At 70.4% G+C, this 17672-nt stretch carries 16 protein-coding genes; 5 read left to right on the forward strand and 11 right to left on the reverse strand.

Going from position 1 to position 17672, the window contains the following annotated elements; genetic code table 11:
* Positions 1 to 16 precede the first annotated feature (16 nt).
* From JJJ14_RS10405 to JJJ14_RS10420, 4 genes are all read right to left on the reverse strand, one after another.
* Positions 17 to 1642 carry an ABC transporter substrate-binding protein gene (locus JJJ14_RS10405; protein ID WP_201444070.1) on the reverse strand — a complete coding sequence of 542 codons (1626 nt, stop codon included), beginning with the start codon at positions 1640 to 1642 and terminating at the stop codon, positions 17 to 19.
* Between the two features lie 163 nt (positions 1643 to 1805).
* Entirely contained in the window at positions 1806 to 2921 is a 1116-nt protein-coding gene (locus JJJ14_RS10410) for an MsnO8 family LLM class oxidoreductase (RefSeq protein WP_201444071.1), read from the reverse strand.
* A gap of 115 nt (positions 2922 to 3036) precedes the next feature.
* Complete coding sequence (locus JJJ14_RS10415; protein WP_201444072.1) at positions 3037 to 3624, reverse strand: biotin transporter BioY; 588 nt, start codon at positions 3622 to 3624, stop codon at positions 3037 to 3039.
* Between the two features lie 131 nt (positions 3625 to 3755).
* Positions 3756 to 4781, reverse strand: a complete 1026-nt coding sequence (locus JJJ14_RS10420; RefSeq protein WP_201444073.1) for an alpha/beta hydrolase — start codon at positions 4779 to 4781, stop codon at positions 3756 to 3758.
* Positions 4782 to 5169: 388 nt separating this feature from the next.
* Between JJJ14_RS10420 and JJJ14_RS10425 the strand changes: the two genes are divergently transcribed.
* Complete coding sequence (locus tag JJJ14_RS10425; RefSeq protein WP_201444074.1) at positions 5170 to 5736, forward strand: NUDIX hydrolase; 567 nt, start codon at positions 5170 to 5172, stop codon at positions 5734 to 5736.
* A gap of 2 nt (positions 5737 to 5738) precedes the next feature.
* Here JJJ14_RS10425 and JJJ14_RS10430 read toward each other — a convergent pair whose 3' ends face one another.
* Positions 5739 to 6704, reverse strand: a complete 966-nt coding sequence (locus JJJ14_RS10430; RefSeq protein ID WP_201444075.1) for a patatin-like phospholipase family protein — start codon at positions 6702 to 6704, stop codon at positions 5739 to 5741.
* An 89-nt stretch (positions 6705 to 6793) separates the two neighbouring features.
* On the opposite strand from JJJ14_RS10430, the gene JJJ14_RS10435 reads away from it, so the two are divergent.
* On the forward strand, positions 6794 to 7900 hold the full coding sequence (locus tag JJJ14_RS10435; RefSeq protein ID WP_201444076.1) for an NADH:flavin oxidoreductase/NADH oxidase: 1107 nt from the start codon (positions 6794 to 6796) through the stop codon (positions 7898 to 7900).
* Positions 7901 to 7950: 50 nt separating this feature from the next.
* On the opposite strand, the gene JJJ14_RS10440 is transcribed toward JJJ14_RS10435, so the two are convergent.
* Both JJJ14_RS10440 and JJJ14_RS10445 read right to left on the reverse strand, forming a co-directional pair.
* Positions 7951 to 8406 carry a YchJ family protein gene (locus JJJ14_RS10440; RefSeq protein ID WP_236592812.1) on the reverse strand — a complete coding sequence of 152 codons (456 nt, stop codon included), beginning with the start codon at positions 8404 to 8406 and terminating at the stop codon, positions 7951 to 7953.
* 2 nt (positions 8407 to 8408) lie between these two features.
* Positions 8409 to 9743, reverse strand: coding sequence for a M18 family aminopeptidase (locus JJJ14_RS10445; RefSeq protein WP_201444077.1), 1335 nt, complete (start codon positions 9741 to 9743; stop codon positions 8409 to 8411).
* Positions 9744 to 9825: 82 nt separating this feature from the next.
* On the opposite strand from JJJ14_RS10445, the gene JJJ14_RS10450 reads away from it, so the two are divergent.
* Together JJJ14_RS10450 and JJJ14_RS10455 are read left to right on the forward strand one after the other, a co-directional pair.
* Positions 9826 to 10479, forward strand: a complete 654-nt coding sequence (locus JJJ14_RS10450) for an HAD-IA family hydrolase (protein WP_201444078.1) — start codon at positions 9826 to 9828, stop codon at positions 10477 to 10479.
* Positions 10480 to 10575: 96 nt separating this feature from the next.
* The gene (locus tag JJJ14_RS10455) at positions 10576 to 11139 is read left to right on the forward strand and encodes a GtrA family protein (RefSeq protein WP_075373810.1); all 564 of its coding nucleotides are present in this window, start codon (positions 10576 to 10578) and stop codon (positions 11137 to 11139) included.
* Between the two features lie 258 nt (positions 11140 to 11397).
* Here JJJ14_RS10455 and JJJ14_RS10460 read toward each other — a convergent pair whose 3' ends face one another.
* Positions 11398 to 12210, reverse strand: coding sequence for a peptidyl-tRNA hydrolase (locus tag JJJ14_RS10460; protein WP_442859448.1), 813 nt, complete (start codon positions 12208 to 12210; stop codon positions 11398 to 11400).
* Positions 12211 to 12487: 277 nt separating this feature from the next.
* On the opposite strand from JJJ14_RS10460, the gene JJJ14_RS10465 reads away from it, so the two are divergent.
* Positions 12488 to 13777, forward strand: a complete 1290-nt coding sequence (locus tag JJJ14_RS10465) for a M48 family metallopeptidase (RefSeq protein ID WP_201445168.1) — start codon at positions 12488 to 12490, stop codon at positions 13775 to 13777.
* Positions 13778 to 13871: 94 nt separating this feature from the next.
* On the opposite strand, the gene JJJ14_RS10470 is transcribed toward JJJ14_RS10465, so the two are convergent.
* The 3 genes from JJJ14_RS10470 to JJJ14_RS10480 all read right to left on the reverse strand — a co-directional run bounded on the left by JJJ14_RS10470 (position 13872) and on the right by JJJ14_RS10480 (position 17666).
* Complete coding sequence (locus JJJ14_RS10470) at positions 13872 to 15230, reverse strand: PAS domain-containing protein (protein WP_201444079.1); 1359 nt, start codon at positions 15228 to 15230, stop codon at positions 13872 to 13874.
* 582 nt (positions 15231 to 15812) lie between these two features.
* Positions 15813 to 16793 (reverse strand): arsenic resistance protein, encoded by a 981-nt coding sequence (locus tag JJJ14_RS10475; RefSeq protein WP_201444080.1) that lies wholly within the window; start codon positions 16791 to 16793, stop codon positions 15813 to 15815.
* A gap of 48 nt (positions 16794 to 16841) precedes the next feature.
* Complete coding sequence (locus JJJ14_RS10480) at positions 16842 to 17666, reverse strand: LLM class flavin-dependent oxidoreductase (RefSeq protein ID WP_201444081.1); 825 nt, start codon at positions 17664 to 17666, stop codon at positions 16842 to 16844.
* Between the last annotated feature and the right edge of the window lie 6 nt (positions 17667 to 17672).

The raw sequence follows: 17672 nt of genomic DNA on the forward strand, positions 1-17672 counted from the left end.
TCTCCTTCTTCCTCCCTCAGAACTTGGAGATGGCCTCGGCCCGCGCCCACAGGCGTCTGGCCTCGTCCGGGTCGTAGGTGAGGACCTCGTTGCCCGGGACATCTGCCGTCCAGCCCGCAACGGTGGGGGCGGTGAAGTCCTTGGCGGGCGTGCGGGTGCCGTAGTAGAGCTTGTCGCAGATGAGCTTGCGGTCGATGGCCCGGCAGATGGCGGCGCGGCGGGCGCGCCCCTCCTCGTCCATCTTCCAGTGCTCGTGGGTGACGTCGATGGCGATCCCCTGGAAGAAGGCGGCCGGCTTGTTGATGGCGCGCTCACCCAGCTGCTTCTGGAAGATGGGCAGGAAGGAGTCGGGGACTCCGTCGGCGATGTCGATGGCATCGGCGAGCAGGTCGTTATAGACCGAGTCCAGGCTCGTGTACAGCTTGAAGGTGATGCCCTTGTTCGCCACGGTGCGCCCGCCGGCGTAGGCGGGGTTGGGCTCCAGGACGATTCGGCTGTCGTGGTCCCAGGAGACGAAGCGGTAGGGGCCGTTGCCCACTGGCTTGGCGCCGTATGCCTTGGGATCCTTGAAGGCGGATTCCGGCATCGGGTAGTAGGCGTAGTGCCCCAGGCTGATCTTGAAGTCCGACGCCGGAGCGTTCAGCTCGACGGTGAAGGTGAGGTCATCGACCTTGGTCAACCCGGTCAGCTCGGAGTCCTCGTCGTAGGAGAAGCCCTTGATCCTCTCGAAGAAGGAGGAGCCGAGCTGGGCATTGGACAGCAGGGCGCCGAACTTCCAGGCCTTGATGAAGGAGTCGGCGGTCACCGGGCTGCCGTCGGAGAAGGTCCAGCCCGGCTTGAGGGTGATCGTGAAGTGCTGATTGTCCGTCGTCTCAATGGAGGAGGCCACCTCGTTGATGACCTTGCCGTCCTTGTCGTAGCGGATCAGGCCGGCGAAGACCAGGTCGAGGACGCGCCCACCATTGGCCTCGTTGGTGTTGGTGGGCAGCAGCGAGTTCTGCGGCTCAGAGAGATTGGCCAGGATGACGCCGCCGTTGGCGCTGGAGCGGGCCTCCTCGTAGACCGGGGTGGCGGTCCAGTTGAAGTCGACGTTGGAGGCGTTGCGGGAGTAGCCGCCGAAGCCGTTCTGGTACCACAGCGGGATGCCGGGCAGGTCGGTGAAGAGCTGGGACTGGGCCTGGCGGAAATAGCTGTAGGCGGTCTGGGGGTCAGTGGCGGCCGCCGCCTGAGCCAGGAGGTCATCGAAGGTCTTCGAGGAGTACTGGGCGTCGTTGGCGCTGGCGCCGGTCTGGAAGGTGGCGTTGAGAAAGTTCTCCAGCGAGGGGTAGTCGGCCGACCATCCGGAGCGGAAGGCGCCCAGGAGGGTGTGCTTGGTGATGGCCGAGCGCATCTCGGAGAACTGGGCCACCGGCAGGGGCTCCATGGTGATGCCCAGGACGTTGGACACCGAGTGGCACACGGCCTCGGCCCAGGTCTTGTGGGGGCCGTCGGAGTTGTAGGCCAGGGTCAGCTTGCCACTGCCGCTGCCCAGACCGCCTCCTTCCGAGCTCGATCCGCGCGAGCATCCTGAGACCAGGAGCAGGCCGAAGGCGGCCGCGCCGAGCCCGAAGCCACGGCGCGACACTGTCAGGGCGTTGTTCATGCGACCTCCATGGGGCATGGAACCGACGAGGATTCGTCACTGGATCAGAGGGTTTCGGCACGCTGAGGAGCTCAGGCGCCGCCCACAGGCGGGGATAGTACGTCCACCGAGGAAACAGGACCGTCACGTAGCACGGGAGTCAAACCGTGAGATACCAGCGCATTCAGGCGTTCCAGGCCTGGGCGAGCAGCTCGTAGGAGCGGCGTCGCAGGGCCGGGTCGTGGGCGTAGGTGACCACGAGGATCTCGTCGAGGTCCCACCGGGCGGCCTGCTCACGCAGGCGGGCGGCGACGTCGTCGGCCGTGCCCACGAAGGACAGGGACATGGCCGCCTCGACGGCCTCCTCCCGGCCGGGCGCGTAGGCGCGCCAGGCCTGGGGGGCCTGGCTGGGCGGGTCCAGCGGCCCGGGCCGGTTGCCGACGATGCGGGCGGCGGCGGCCATGGCGGTGCTGAACAGCAGGCGGGCCTCCTCCTGGCTGGGGGCCACCATGACGTTGACGGCGGCCGCGACCCGGGGGACGTCCGGCGCGCACTGAGGGCCGGGAGCATCTTCGGTACGGGACTCCAGGACGGAGCGGTAGGTGGCGATCGCCGCCTCGGCCTGGACCGGGGCGAAGTGCGAGGCCACGGCGAAGGGAAGTCCGAGCCGGCCGGCCACGCGGGCACCGTTGACCGAGGAGCCGAGCACCCACACGGTCGGGCGGGTGCCCTCCCCGGGGATGGCCCGCACGCGGGGGCCGCCGGGCTCAGGGGCGTGGAGGGCGTCGTCGGGATTGCCGGGGGCGCCCAGGAGGAGGGAGCCGGGGACCCGTTCCGGCACGGGCTCGTCACCGAGGTAGGCGAGGATCTCCAGGATCTCCTCGGCGAAACGACCCGGTTCGGAGGCCCGCCGGCGTAGTGCAGCGGCCGTGCGTCGGTCGGTGCCCGGGGCCCGCCCCAGTCCCAGATCGACCCGGCCGGGGTAGAGGGTGGCCAGGGTTCCGACCTGCTCGGCGACGACGAGCGGGGCGTGGTTGGGCAGCATGATCCCGCCGGAGGCGACACCCAGGCGCTCGGTGGCGGCCAGGACCTGCCCCATGAGGACGATGGTCGCCGAGGACAGGTAGGTGGTGGAGCCGTGGTGCTCGGCCAACCAGTAGCGCTCATAGCCGGCGGCGTCGGCGGCTCGAGCCAGGGCGATCATGTCGGTAAGAGCGTCGGTGCGGCTGCATCCGGCGCTGACGGGGACCATGTCCATGACGGACAGGACGGGTACGGCCCGCCTTTCGGGCTGACTCATACGGGCACTTTAACCCGCGCCGACCGCCCGGAAGCGGGCCCTCAGGCCCGCGTGCCCCGCCGAGCGCGGAACTCGGCGGGGCACAGGGAGGGTCAGACCCCTACGATCAGGGCGGTCAGCGAAGGCGGCTGCGCGCGGGGAGCAGGCCGGTGGCGACCACGGACTTGAGGATGTCTCCCGCGATGAAGGGCACCAGGCCCAGGCTCAGGGAAGTGCTCCAGCTGGCGCCGGTGGCGACCTTCAGCCAGATGAGGCCCGGGACGTAGACCGAGGCCGAGGCCAGCAGCATGAGGGCGACGCCGGTGGCGACCCGAGATGCCATGGAGCCGGAGTGGCGCGACCACACGGTGGCGGCGCGTCCGGCGATGAGGGCGATGAGGACGTATCCGACGACGTAACCGAAGGTCACGATGGCGCCGCCCTTCCAGCCGTGCAGGACCGGGGCCCCAACAGCGGCCAGGGCACCGAGGAGCAGCGCGGACAGGGCGCCACGGCGCGAGCCGAGCACGGCACCGACACCCAGGGCCGCGAAGGTGCCCATGGTGATCGGAACGGGAGTGAAGGGCAGGGGGATCGTGATCTGGCCGATGAGGATCAGGGAGAGCGTTCCGGCCAGGACCAGGCCGGCCTCGCGAACGCGGGCGAGCGCGGGACTGTGGGCGAGACTGCCGGCGGCTGACGTGGAGGAGAGTTTGGAGACCATGGCCCCACCCTACGGGGATCACAGAACTGACGAACGACCGGTTCCCACCGAAGAGCCACCGCGCAACTTGTAGGTTTCCTACAACAATGGCGCGGTTAACTGCCTTGAAATCCGCGATTACCCGTCGGTTCTCACAGTTCAGGCAGGTGTCCGTCGATCCAGGTGAGGATGTCGCCGGTGACCTGGTCCCGATTGGTCTCGTTGAGCAGCTCGTGGCGCCCACCCGGATAAAGGATGACGCAGACCTCCCGCACGCCGGCGCGGCGGTAGAGGGTGGCGGAGCGCTGGACGCCCCGCCCCATGGCGCCGACCGGGTCCCGGTCACCGGAGGCCAGGAGCATAGGCAGCTGCGCGGGCACGGCCGTGGCGTGGGCGGCCGTATTGACGGCCCTTCCTCCGGCAACGAGGTCGCGGAAGAAGCTGGCGGTGCACACGAATCCGCACCAGGGGTCGGCGACGTAGCGGTCGACCTCATGAACGTCCCGGCTGATCCAGTCGGCCTCGGTGCGGTTGGGGGCGAAGTGGCGCTGGTAGGGGCCGAAGGCGAGCGCGTTGAGCAGCCGAGAGGGGTGGCGCGGGCCGCGCAGCCGGGACTCCCCGGCACAGACCGCGGCGGCGGGACGGGTCAGCGCACCGGTTCCTGAGCCGGTCCCCAGCAGGATGAGGCCGGCCAACTCATCGCCGCGGCGCGCGGCCAGGTCGCGGGCCAGGAAGGAGCCCCAGGAGTGGCCCATGAGGAAGACTGGAGCATCGGGCCAGGCCCGCCGGGCCGCGTCCAGCACGATGCCCATGTCGGCCACGACCCTCTCCCAGCCGCCCTTCTCGGCGACGAAGCCGAAGCCGCCCGGGGCGGCGGTGGCCCCGTGGCCGCGGTGGTCGCCGGCCAGGACCGCATAGCCCTCCTCCACCGCCGAGGCGGCGAAGCGGGCGTAGCGCGAGGCGTGCTCGGCCATGCCGTGGGCGATGACGATGATGCCCCGGGGGCGGGCGGCGCCGGGTACCTGCGCGCGCGTCGCGGCCGAGGTGGGCGCTGGGGCGTCGGTCTCGGGGGCGTCGGCCACCAGGAGGGAGCCGTCGATGAGCCACTCGGGGAGCCAGATGTGCACGACCAGACGCGTTCCGTCGTCGGCTGTGAGCCGAGTAAGGCTGGTCTGCATCGGGTCCTCCTCAGGCAGCGTCGTCAATCGACGTCAACGGGGCGTCGGTCGGGCTCAGGTCGGCATCGGTCATCATTGATCGTGTCGACGACTGGCGGTCGGCGGCGACGTCGGGTCCGCGGGCTGGGTCCGAGATCTCCCGTCACCCCAGGGTGGATCCTAGTTGTCCGACGTCGAGCCGGCAGCGTTACCGTCGAGGTGATTCTCAGATGCCCCAGGACGGGCACACTGTGAAGCTGCCGCAGACGGCCACTGATGACTGACTGCACCGGAGCATCGCCTACATTCCTGATGGTTTCATGAGTCCCCGTCTCCCGTATCCCGACCGCTCTCCGCATATCCCCCGCCCATCCGGCTCCGCTCCGGCACCTGGTCTACGGTGGTCGCCATGGCCGCCCACTCCTTCACCCTCATTCCCGCCGCCTACGTCTACCTCCTGCGCCCCGATCCGGGTTCCATGAGCGGGAAAGCCGGGGCGGCGAGCAGCGCGACCCAGGTCCTCCTCCAGCTGCGGCGGAACACCGGATACATGGACGGGCACTGGGCCTGCGGCGCCTCGGGGCACGTCGAGGCCGCCGAGAGCGTCCTGGAGGCGGCTCTGCGCGAGACCGACGAGGAGCTGGGGATCGGCGTCGAGGCGAAGGACCTCAGCGCACTGACGGCGATGCACCGCACCAATGACCTGGGCGGCGCGGCCCTGGAGCAGCGCATCGACCTGTTCTTCACGCTGCGGACCTGGGCGGGCACGCCGGCCGTGCGTGAGCCGGCCAAGAACGCGGGTCTGCGTTGGTTCTCACTGACCGACCTGCCCGAGGCGGTCCCGCCGCACGAGCGCCACGTCCTGGAGCTGCTGGCCGCCTCCCTCGACGGCGGTAGGCCGGTGCCCCCGATCATCACCTTCGGCTTCGATGCGGGTCAGGACATCGCCCGTTACGGCGTCGCCCTGCCGCACTGAGCTCAGCTCGCCAGGAAGGCCTCGATGGCGGGCAGCTCGCGGCGGGCCTGGGCCAGTCCGGCCTCGAAGGCGGTGACGATGCGGTCGTAGCGCAGCTCGCCGTTGGCGATGGGCATGCGCTCGGGCCGGAAGAGGTAGACGCGTCCCTGGCTGCGCAGGTGCTCCAGCTCCTCGACGGTGCGGTTGTAGTTCTCGGGGCGGTCGATGATGGCCTGGACCAGGGCCGGGTAGCGGGGGTAGAGCCGCTGGAGGATCTCGATCTCGTGGCGTCGCATGGACGGTTTGCGGTAGCCCTCGGGGCGGGTCATGACCACGAGCAGCTTGTCGTAGCCGTCGGCACGGGCGGCGTCGATGGCGAAGCCGCCGGTGGGTCCGACGGCGCCATCCACGTAGGGGGCGCCGTCGACCTCGACCATGGGCATGAGCACCGGCATCGACGACGACGCCCGGGCCCGCACCAGCAGGTCGCCCATGGTGGGCATGTCCTCCAGGCCCCAGTAGACCTCCTCGCCGGTGTCGCAGCGGAAGGCGCCCAGGCGCACCGTGGCGGGCGAGGCGGCGAAGGTCTCCCAGTCGAAGGGGATGGACTCGTCGGGGGCGGAGGTGTGCAGGTAGATGTGCTCGGAGTTGAAGTAGCCCTTGCCGGTCACGAAGCTGCCCCAGCCGCCGGCCTGGGGGTCGGTGGTCAGTCCCAGGTAGGCCTCGCGGGTGCGCCAGGTGTCCCGGGAGACGAAGTTGCAGGTGTTGGTGCAGCCCGCTGAGATGCCCCCGACCCAGGGGAAGGACAGCCCTGCCTCCAGCATGACGCGCACGAGGCCGGCCGTGTAGGCCCCGCGCATGCCGCCGCTCTCGAAGACGAGGGCGACGTCGTCGGGGCCGTGGGTGACGGGAGCGGGCCGGTGGTTGGGGTCGGAGACGGGGACGGGCCGTTGAACAGGGTCGGTGACGGGGACAGGACGCGAGATCACGCCCGGGAGCCTATGGGGTCCATGGGGGTCATCGCACGGGTGATTCCCGCCCCATGTCGGCCAAGCGGTCGGGAGAGTAGCGTGAGGCCATGAGCACCTCCAGCGCGCTACGCATTCTTGAGCCAATGACCATGCGCGGGCTGACCGCCCGCAACCGCCTGTGGCTGCCGCCGATGTGCATGTACACGGTCGAAGCGCAGGACGGCGTCGTCACCGACTGGCACGTGACCCACTACGCCAGCCGCGCGGTGGGCGGCTTCGGCACGGTCATCGTGGAGGCCACGGCGGTCACCCCGGAGGGGCGCCTGTCCCCCAACGACCTGGGGCTGTGGTCGGACGAGCAGGTCGCCGGCCAGCGCCGCCTGGTGGAGGCGATCCACGCCGGCGGGGCCCTGGCCGGCATCCAGATCGGGCACGGCGGGCGCAAGTCGGGGACCCCTCCGTGGCGCCCCAAGGTGGAGGGCGCGCGCACCGGCACCCTGGAGGGCTGGGAGCTGCTGGCCCCCAGCGCGATCCCCTTCCCCCAGCACGCGGTTCCCACCGAGCTGGACGAGGCCGGGATCGGTCGAATCGTGGAGGCCTTCGCGGCGGCCGCGCGGCGCGCCGTCGAGGCCGGCTACGACGTCGTCGAGATCCACGGGGCCCACGGCTACCTCATCCACGAGTTCCGCTCCGCCCTGTCCAACCAGCGCACTGACTCCTACGGCGGAAGCGTGGAGAACCGGCAGCGCTTCCCGCTCGAGGTGGTGCGGGCCGTGCGCGAGGCCATCGGGCCGGAGACGGTGCTCGACATCCGCCTGTCGGCCTCGGACTGGGCCGAGGGCGGCGTCACCGGCGAGGAGACCGCCGACTTCAGCCGCGAGCTGGTGGAGGCCGGTGTCGACGTCCTGCACATCTCCAGCGGCGGGAACGTCCCGGCCGAGGTCCCGGTGGGGCCCGGCTACCAGCTGCCGCTGGCCGAGCAGGTGAGGCGGGCCGTGGCCGGCAGCGACGTCCCGGTGGTGGGCGTGGGTCTCATCGAGGAGGCGGCCCAGGCCGAGCAGGCGCTCATCGCCGGGCAGGCCGACGCGATCGCCGTGGGCCGGGCAGCCCTGCGCGATCCCTACCTGCCGCTGCGCTGGGCGGCCGACCTGGGGGTGCGCTCCTGGGAGGAGGCCCCCTGGCCCATCCAGTACTGGCGCGGCACCTGGAGCTGAGCAGGGCTCCATCCGCCCCGTCCGCTCCGGTCACCCCTGGGCCGCCGGCCCTATCCGACGGCGTCGAGGTAGAGCCAGCGGCCGGCACGGCGGGTGAAGCGGGAGCGCTCGCGCAGGGCGTCGTCCACCACTGCCCCACGCCCGTCGCCGGTGCGGTAGGTGGCGGTGAACTCCACGAGGCCGGTCTCGTCGTCCTCCCCGCCACCGACGGTCTCGTGGATGGTCAGTCCCGTCCACCGGGTCCCGGGGTGGCAGTAGGGCCCCTCGGGGCGGGTGCGCGGGTGCCAGGTGCGGAAGAGGTAGTCCTCGTCGCCGACGACGAAGGCCGTGTAGCGAGAGCGCATGAGGGCCTCGGCCGTGGGCGCCGGGGCGCCGTCGTGGAGCGGCTCGCAGCACTCGGCGTAGGTTGCGCCGCTGCCGCAGGGGCAGGGGGCGGCGCCGTGCACGCCGGCAGCGCGGATCGGCGAGTCCGGCCGGCCCCTGCGGCCCACCTGCTCCCCCGCCACGCTCAGGCCCCCTGCCAGTAGGAGTGCAGGGCCTGGGCGAGCCAGGGGCCGTCCTTGACGCCGCACATCTCGCGGGCCGAGTGCATGCTCAGCAGGGGCACGCCGACATCGACCGTGGTGATGCCGAGGCGGGTGGCGGCGATGGGCCCGATGGTGGAGCCGCAGGGCACGGCGTTGTTGGAGACGAAGTCCTGGCTGGGCACACCCGCGGCGGTGCAGGCCCGCGCCCAGATCGCGGCGCCCGCGGCGTCGGTGGCGTAGCGCTGCTGGGCGTTGATCTTGAGCAGGGGCCCGTGGTTGATGAGCGGCTGGACGGCCGGGTCGTGCAGGTGGGAGTAGGCGGGGTGGACGGAGTGCCCGGCGTCGGCGCTCACGCAGGTCGAGCGGGCCATGAGGGCCTCGAGGCCGTCACCGCTGACGCCCAGGACCCGGGCCAGGCGCCGCAGGAGCGTCTCGAGGAAGGGGCCACCCGCCCCGGAGCGGGTGTCCGAGCCGACCTCCTCGTGGTCGAAGGCGACCAGGATGACAGGCTCGACGGGCTGCGCCCCAGAGGCCGCGAGCGCCTCGAGGGCGACCAGTCCGGCGTGGACGGAGGAGAGGTTGTCCAGGCGGGAGGAGGCCAGGAACTCTCCGTCGCGGCCGAAGCGGGCGGGCGCCTGGGTGGGGTAGGTCAGGACGTCGTGGCCGGCGAGCTCGGCCGGGTCGATGCCGGCGATCTCGCACAGGTGGGTCTCGACGGCGTCGGGGGCGGCGTCGGGTTCGGCCAGTGACCACAGGGGCAGCAGGTGGGTCTGGCGGTCCAGGTGGAGGGTGTCGTTGACGCTGCGGTCCAGGTGCGGGGCGATCTGGGCCACGCGGGCGATGGGTCCGGTGCGCACGAGGTGGACGGCGCCGTCGCGGGTGGTCAGGCGTCCGGCCAGGCCCAGCTCACGGTCGAGGAAGGAGGCGAGCAGGGGGCCGCCGTAGACCTCGGCGTTGATGAGCTGCCAGCCGGAGCGGACGAGGGCGGCGGCGGGCTTGAGCTTGAGGGCCGGGGAGTCGGTGTGGGCGCCGACGATGCGCACGCCCGCCCCCGGGCTGAGCGTCTCGGGCAGCGCCCAGGCGGCGATGGCGCCATCGCGGATGACGTAGCCGCGCCGCGGCAGGTCCTCCTGCCAGGTGACGGTCTCATCGGCGCCGGTGAAGCCGGCTGCCTCCAGGCGGCGGGCGACCTCGGCGGCGGCGTGGTAGGAGCTGGGTGAGGCGGTGACGAAGTCGATGAGGGAGTCGGTGTGGGCGTCGTCGTCGCGCAGGATCGCGGCGGCGTCACGGGTGGGGGTGCTGGCGGCATCAGTCATGGCCCCAGTCTTCCACCGGTGCGCCCCGCGCCCCGACCGACCTCCCAAGAAAACACACCGTGAGGTAGGGCAGAATCGGGGTGTGAGTATCTCTCAGCCGGTCATCCCGCCCGCCTCGTCCACGCCCGTGCGCGCCGTCCTGCTCGATGCCGACGGCGTTCTGCAGCTCATCGGCACCCCGTGGGGCGAGGCGCTGACCCGCGGCGGCGGACCCGCCTTCGCCCAGGCCATGATCGATGGTGAGACCGACGCCCTGGCAGGTCGGGAGACCCTCACCGAGCTGCTGGAGCGGGTGGTGAGCAACCTGGGGCTGGAGCTGCGCGCATCGGACCTGTTGGAGATGTGGCACCGGGCCACACCCGACCCTGTGGCCTGGCAGGTGGTGAGGGACCTGCGCGAGGCGGGTTACACCACGGTCCTGGCCACCAATCAGCAGTGGGAGCGTCGGGCCTGGATGCGTGAGCAGCTGGGCTATGACGGCCTGTGCGACATCGACGGCTACTCCTGCACGCTGGGGGTGGCCAAGCCGGATGCCGCCTACTTCCACCGGCTGCTGGAGCTGGCGGGGGTGGAGGCGGACCAGGCCCTGTTCGTCGATGACAGCGCCACCAACATCGCCGCGGCCCACGAGGTGGGCTTGCGCACTATCCACCACCCGGCCGACGCCGGCGGCGAGCTGTTGCGTCGCGAGGTCGCCCAGGCCCTGACGCCGGCTGCCTCTGCGCCGCACGGATGAGCCGGCGGGCCACTGTTCCTCCTTTCGGAACTTGCCCAACCGGCGCGGTCGGGGAAGACTCCCCCTGACAGGAGCGTTCACAGGGAAGGACACCTCATGGCAGGAACCGCGACGGACGACCGGGCCCCCGGGACCACGACCGCTGAAGGAGCTGCGTCCACCGTCGAGTCCTCCGCCTCCACGACCCGCCGCGCCCCGGAGGTCTTCCTGCGCCTCATCACGGCGATCCACTCCGTCCTGCCGGGCTTTGTGCGCCGTCGGCTGCCGGTGACCTTCATCGGCTACGCGATCATCAACGGCTCCGCCTTCTTCCTGGACATCACCTGCCTGTGGGTGTTCTACAACCACCTTCACTGGTTCTACCCGGTGGCGGTCACGGTCGGCTACGCCATCGCGGCCGTCTACTCCTTCCTGCTCAACCGGTGGCTGAACTTCCAGGCCCACGGGCACGTCGTCCAGCAGGGGGCGGGCTACATGGCCGGGGTCGTCAGCCAGTACGTCATCTTCATCCTGGGCCTGTCCTCGCTGCTGCACTGGTTCGGGGTCAATGCCGAGCTGGCGCGCGTCATCTCGGCCTGCTGCGAGGGCATCTACCTCTACGTGTTCATCCGGCTATGGGTGTTCCGCGGGGTGCCGGAGCCCGAGGAGCAGTCCCAGTAGGTACCCGATCGGGGACGTCCTTCTTCGACGAGGACTGCGTTGTCCTCCAGATGACTGAGGTCCGGCCTCAGTCGTCTGGAGGACAAGTGCGTTCTGGGCGGGAAACGCAGTTCCCGATTCAAGGCGCCACGGCTCCTGAGACGCTCGCACGGGCGGGAGTCCGGGGACAGGCCGCCCTGGCGGCGATGGCGGGCTGATGGAGGATGTCTGGCGGGCCGCCGGTGCCCCTGCGCGAAGGGACACCCAGGTACCGCGCCCTCACCAGAAGGCGCGAGTCGTCTCGGTGGGGCCGTCGAGCTCGGTGAAGCCGGCGTCGGTGACGCTGACGGGCCGGGTGGTGGTCTCCCACTGCTCCCGGCTGGGCACGACGACGCGCACCCGGTAGCCGTCCTCGGCCCAGGCCCGCCTCATGGCGAGCGGCATGGCGCTGCTCTCCCAGGCCAACTGGGCGGCGTGGCCGCACTGGGCGGCCAGCTTGCCCGAGGTCATCTCGTGCAGGGGGGTCACCTCGATCGTCACGAGGGCCCCGCTGGAGGCCGACGCCGCCGTGAGCGCGATCTGCTCGGCCACGGCCGGATCCTGGGCGACGCGCGCAGTGATCTCGGCGGGCGGTGGGGGCAGCTCGTCACCGGGTGGGAAGTGGGTGCCCTCCACCTGGGTCTTGGCCAGGGCCCCGGGCAGGGGGCGCACCGGCCCTGGCACGAAGGCGCGGGCGGCCGCCTGCCCCCAGCCGGCCGGACCGTCCTGGGTGACGGTGACGCCGTCGATGTCCTGGACCTCCTCCCAGCGCTTGCCGCGGGCCCGACGCACGAGCTTGCGGATGCGCCCGTCGCGCCAGTAGTCGACGGCCGGGTTCCACGGCCCGCCGGGGGCGGCGGCGGGTGAGGCCAGGAGGGAGACGACGGCGCGCGCGGCCGCCTCGGCGACGTCGATCCTCCGGGGCGGGTGGACCTTGTCGTAGCGCACGGCGATCTGCATGCCCCAGGGCACGGTGTGGTCCGGGTTCCCGGACAGGGAGGGCAGAGGCTGCGAGGACAGGAACGGCGAAGACGGCGAGGCGGAGTGCGGCACGGGCAGGAGCCTACGGGGTCGCGATCGACGGCGTCAGGTCCCACCGGCTCCCCACCTCCTGCAGGACTGCTGGAGCGACAGCGCCGTTCGAGGGAAGCGATCAACCGCACCTTTTCCCACCAGACGGCCGATACGCCGGAGGCGAAGATCCTCCTGGGGCAGGAGATGAATCCAGCGGCGAGTCGTTTAGGTTGCCGTCATGCCACCACATGTTCCATCCACCGTCCCCGGTCCCCTCGGCTCGCCGCCGCCGGCTGTGCCGCCCTCCCGCCCCCGGATGTTCAACGGCGCGACCGTTCACGGCATCAAGGGCATCCGCAAGCTGCGTCACCCCGCCGAGATCCCGCTCCTAATCGCGACCAGCATTGCGACTGCACTGGCCTACCTGGTGTGGATCGCCCTGGTGATCTGGCTGGTCGCCGTGCCTGAGCCCACCGGTTTGGGGGCTCAGGTTCGCGACTTCTTCCTCAGCCAGGAGGGCAGCGGCGCGCAGTTCCTCCTGCTGGTGCCCCTCATCCCGATCATCCTGTGGGTGGCGCGCGCGATGCTGTACGCCAAGCTCCGCGCGACCGCGGTCCAGATGAGTCCCACCCAGTTCCCGGAGGGCTATCGGATGGTTGTCGAGGCGGCCCAGCAGTTCGGCCTGCGCCGGGTCCCCGATGCCTACGTGACCATGGGCAACGGTCAGATCAACGCCTTCGCGGCCGGCCACGGCTACCGGCGTTTCGTGGTCGTCCACTCCGACATGTTCGAGATCGGTGGTCGGGCCCGCGACCCTGAGGCGCTGCGCTTCGTGATCGGGCACGAGGTCGGGCACCTCGCCGCGGGTCACATCTCCATGCTGCGCCTGCTGTTCGTCACCCTCGGCCTCAACGTCCCGCTTCTGGGCAAAGCGCTGGTTCGGGCCCAGGAGTACACGGCGGACAACCACGGCTACACCTACGCGCCTGCGGGTGTGCCCGGGGTCGTGGGGGTGCTCTCCGGCGGCAAGTACCTGGGTGCCGAGGTCAACACCCACGCCCTGGCGGATCGCGCCACCCGGGAGAAGGGACTGTGGCTCCACATGACCGTCTGGCGGTCCACGCACCCGGTCATCACCTGGCGCGCCCACGCCCTGCGCGACCGCACCCGCCCGGGGCGGATCATGATCCGTCCGCCGGAGTTCACAGCGTGGTTCCCGCCGCCGGCTCCCAGCGGCAGCGGGCCGTCCGGTTCGTGGCCGACGCCGGAGCAGATGCTCGCGGTGCTGGACTCCACCTCCTCGGCCGTGCCCAGCGAGGAGCAGTTCGGTCGCTACCCCGGTGTGGTCTATGAGATCCCTCGCGATGAGCTGCGCTGGGCCTCCCCCGTTCCCGTGCCCGTCCCGGTGGGAACCGCGTCTGTCGGACAGGGCGCCCTCTCAGCACCCCCGAGCGCGGCCGGTTCCACCGGGCCGCAGCAACCCGGCCCCTACGGGTACGCCTCACCGACAAGCCCCGTGCAGGACCGACACGTGGACTACCCGGGGGCGGCGCCCACTGAGGCAACGGCTCAGGACGCCCCGCGCTCCGAGACCGACTCCTACTGAGCCCGGTCGGGCGGGACGAGCCCGCCTAGCACTCGGTCAGCACAGCGGCGCCGGTTGATGAACGGATACGTTCGCCGACCGGCGCCGCACCCGTTCAGCTCGGGGCGACAGCTCCGGCCGCCGTCGTGAAGGAGTCCAGGGCCTCCCCCAGCTCCGCGAAGTTGTCGGCGACATGAGTGGCTTGGCAGCGGGCAGCGAGGTCGTCGAGCTCGGCCAGGCGACGGCCCACGGACTCGACCACACCGGAGGCGGCACTGGAGAGCTCTGCGGCGATGGCGGGCAGCTCCGGGTCGCGAGACGCGGCTGAACCGGTCCACAGCATGAGGAGCTGGTTCGGGATCGTCATCATGCGGCTGGCCTCGCCGATGTAGGCGACCGCCTGGGCCGCGAGGGCGCGGTGGGCCTGAGCCTGACGCTCCATCTCGGCGATGCCCTCACGCAACGACTCGATGAGGTCGGGGATGGCCTGCGCCGAGTACTGCGGGTCTCCGACGCCGTCGATGAGCTCGACGGTGAACAGGGAGGTGATGGTGGTGTGCAGACGGGCCAGGGCGATGCGGAAGCGGGTGCGGGCGCCGTTGGTGTCGAGCTGGGCCAGGGTGTCGACGAGCCTCGCCACGAGGGGGCTGACCAGAACCTGCATCTGGGTCCACAGGTCCAGCAGGTCGGCCAGGGGCTTGACCCTGGGGTCGGAGCGGTCCAGGGCGGCGATGTGCTCGACACTCAGGCGAGGGTCCTCCAGGGTCCGGGTCAGTCCCTTCCCCGCGGCCTTGAGTGAGGCGGAGAGCTCGGCGAGCTGCTGCTGACCGGACATCCACGAGTCGAGCCCGGCGGCGATCCTGGTGACCGAGTCAAGCATGACGCGCAGGTCCCCGGCGGCGTCGGGGCGCACCGGGATACCGTCGGAGAGCTCCTCACGACGCGCCACCTCCGCCGGCAGGGCCGTGTTCTGGAACTCCTCGTAGGAGGACAGGCCCGCTCCGGCCAGCATCTCGGCGATGCGGCCCAGCCCCTCCTCGGCCGCCGCCCGACGGTTGGCCCCGCCATCGATGGCCTGATCCTCTGTGGCGCGGGCGTCGCGGTAGATGGCACAGGCGGTGTCGAACAGGTCGGAGCACACCGGTCGGGTGCGCACCGAGAGGTAGCCGCCGTCGGACAGCGGGGTGACGGTGGCGAAGACGTCGTACTCGCTGCCGTCGGCGGCGAGGTTGCGCACGTAGGCGGCGAAGGGGCTGCCTGCCTTGAGGGTGTCCCACATGGCCTTGAAGGCACCACCGGGCATCTCCGGGTGGCGAATGATGTTGTGCGGGGCGCCGGAGAGCTCATCACGCCGGTAGCGCGAGAGCTCGATGAAGACGTTGTTCGAGTGGCGGATGACGCCACGTGCATCAGTGGTGGAGAAGAAGAGCTGGTCGACACCCACTTCATGAACGGCTCCGGTGACCTGCGGCATAGGCAACTGCTCCTTGGAGAGATCGGGGGCTGGCGGCATCCGGCGCCCTGAGCCGGACAACCACTACCTTCCGCCCGTTGATTAACGGTTGGACGGATGAACAATACACGGCACTTCCGGGACAACACCGACGAGAATCAACACAAAAGGGTTGCCTATACGTTTAAAATACACCAAAGATTGACAATATTTCCCTCTTTTGAAAAGGTCTTCTCCAGCCCTAGGAAAACGAAACAAATTCCGCAACTAGATTCCCAGAATATTCTCAGGTACATTGAAGTGCTCCCTCAGGAGCAGTGGGTTACATAGTGACCGCCGCCGGACGGAACTGGTCGCGAGGGTTGGGGAGCCCAATGACCGATCGGATTTCGAGGCCGCCCGAGTTGATAGGGAGCTCGGCGCGAGCCGCTCTGGCGAAGGAGGGTTGATTCTCCTCTGGAATATGGGATCCAGGGGCGATGCCACCCTCAACGACAGGGGCCTGTGGGGCTCGGAGCAGTCCGAGACCCACAGGCCACGTCGTTCTTCTGCATCATTGACATCAATGCATCATCATTGCATCGGTTTCTTCCCCACAGTCCCCTATCGAATAAGGCGGGGAAGCAGACGGATACCGATTGCCATGACGACGAGCTCCACCAACGTCTGAGCCACCACCACAATCGGCGCCATCCCCATGGAATCGGGCAGCGCGAGAGCCAACGGCAAAACCACCAACGAGTTACGGGTGGTCCCGGAGAAGGCGAGAGCCAGGCGCTCCTGGCGTCCCTGGTGAGCCATGCGCCCGGCGACATCTCCCACAGCCGGCATCACCAGAGCGAAAGCCACGAAGAGGGGAACCACCCGGGCGACGACGTCGGGCCGGGAGGCGACGTGGGGAACCTGGGAGGCGACGACGAGCAGCAGGGTCGCCATCATGAGCGGAACCATGAGCGCCGTCGCTGCTGAAGCGAGCCGGTCGGCGGACCGGACCCGGGGTGCGGCGCGCCGCGTGAGGATCGATAGCCCCATGGGCAGTGCGATCATGAGGACGAAGGCCTGCGCGAAAGGCCGCCAGCTGATACCACCTCCCTGAGCCCCGGGTGAGCCGGCAGCGAGGGCCAGCCACAGTGGCAGGACGAGGGCCTGGAGGAGCATGAGCACCGGAGATGCCGCCAGGATGCGTGACCATGCGCCGCCGGCCAGTCGGATGAAGACCATGACGTAGTCGACGCAGGGCGCCAGGAGCACCAGGAGGGTGCCGACCAGGAGCCCCGACTCATCGGCGACCAGTCGGGACAGAGGCAGGACCACCGCCGGCACCACGAGGAAGTTGACCGCCACAAGCGCCGCCATGAACCGGGCATCGGCGAAGGCGGCCCGCAGGCGATGGAAGGGGACACCGAGAAAGGTCGTGTACAGCAGCGTGACCAGCACCGGGGAGACAGCCGCCTCCAGAAGGCTGCTGGCTGCGGGAGCCGCCAGCCCCAGGACGGCGCCGGCCACGAGCGCACCCAGGTACAGGACCACCTGGTGGTGCTCCATCCACGCGACCACCGGGGCCTGATCGCCTGCGCCCTCCATGACGGAACCGTATCGCGGCCGGACCGGACGGTGACCGCTGCCGGAGGTCTACGCCTCCAGGGAGTAGCCCGTCACCGGTCCGGCGGTGTTGGGCTGCCACCCCAGTGCCGGGGCGACATGCTCTGCGAAGGCCTGCAGGATGTGGAGGTTGAAGTCGACGCCGAGCTGGCTGGGAATGGTGAGCATGAGGGTGTCGGCGGCATGGAGCGCCTCGTCCCGGGCGAGCTGCTCGATGAGGACGTCGGGCTCGGCGGCGTAGGTGCGCCCGAAGGTCGACTGCAGGCCGTCGATGACGCCGATCTGGTCGTGGGAGTCCTCGCCGCGCAGCGCGAAGAACTTCCGGTCGACCTCGGAGACGATCGGGAAGATGGAGCGCGAGACGCTCACGCGCGGGGTCCAGTTGTGGCCGGCCTCCTTCCACGTCTCGCGGTAGCGGCGGATCTGCTCGGCCTGAAGGTGGGAGAAGCCCTCGCCAGTGGCCTCGGTCAGGAGGGTCGAGCTCATGAGGTTCAGGCCCTGGCGGGCGGTCCACTCGGCGGTCTCCCGCGAGCCGGCGCCCCACCACAGGCGGCGGTCCACGCCGGGGGCGTGCGGCTCGATGCGCAGGCGGGAGCTGGCGCCGGGTGCCATGCCACCGCTGGTGTCGAGGTCCGCCTGCGGGACGCCCCGGACGGCGTCGAGGAACTGGGCGGTGTGGGCGTGGGCGACGTCGGCTCCGCGCGGGTCGACGCCGCCGGTGTAGCCGAAGGTCTCCCAGCCGCGGCGGGCCTGCTCCGGCGAGCCGCGGGAGATGCCGATGGCAATGCGCTGGTCGGTGAGCAGGTCGAGAGCGGCGACCTCCTCAGCCAGGTAGAGCGGGTTCTCATAGCGCATGTCTGA

The organism is Actinomyces sp. HMT 175 (genome assembly GCF_016694895.1).
GTDB lineage: Bacteria > Actinomycetota > Actinomycetes > Actinomycetales > Actinomycetaceae > Actinomyces > Actinomyces oris.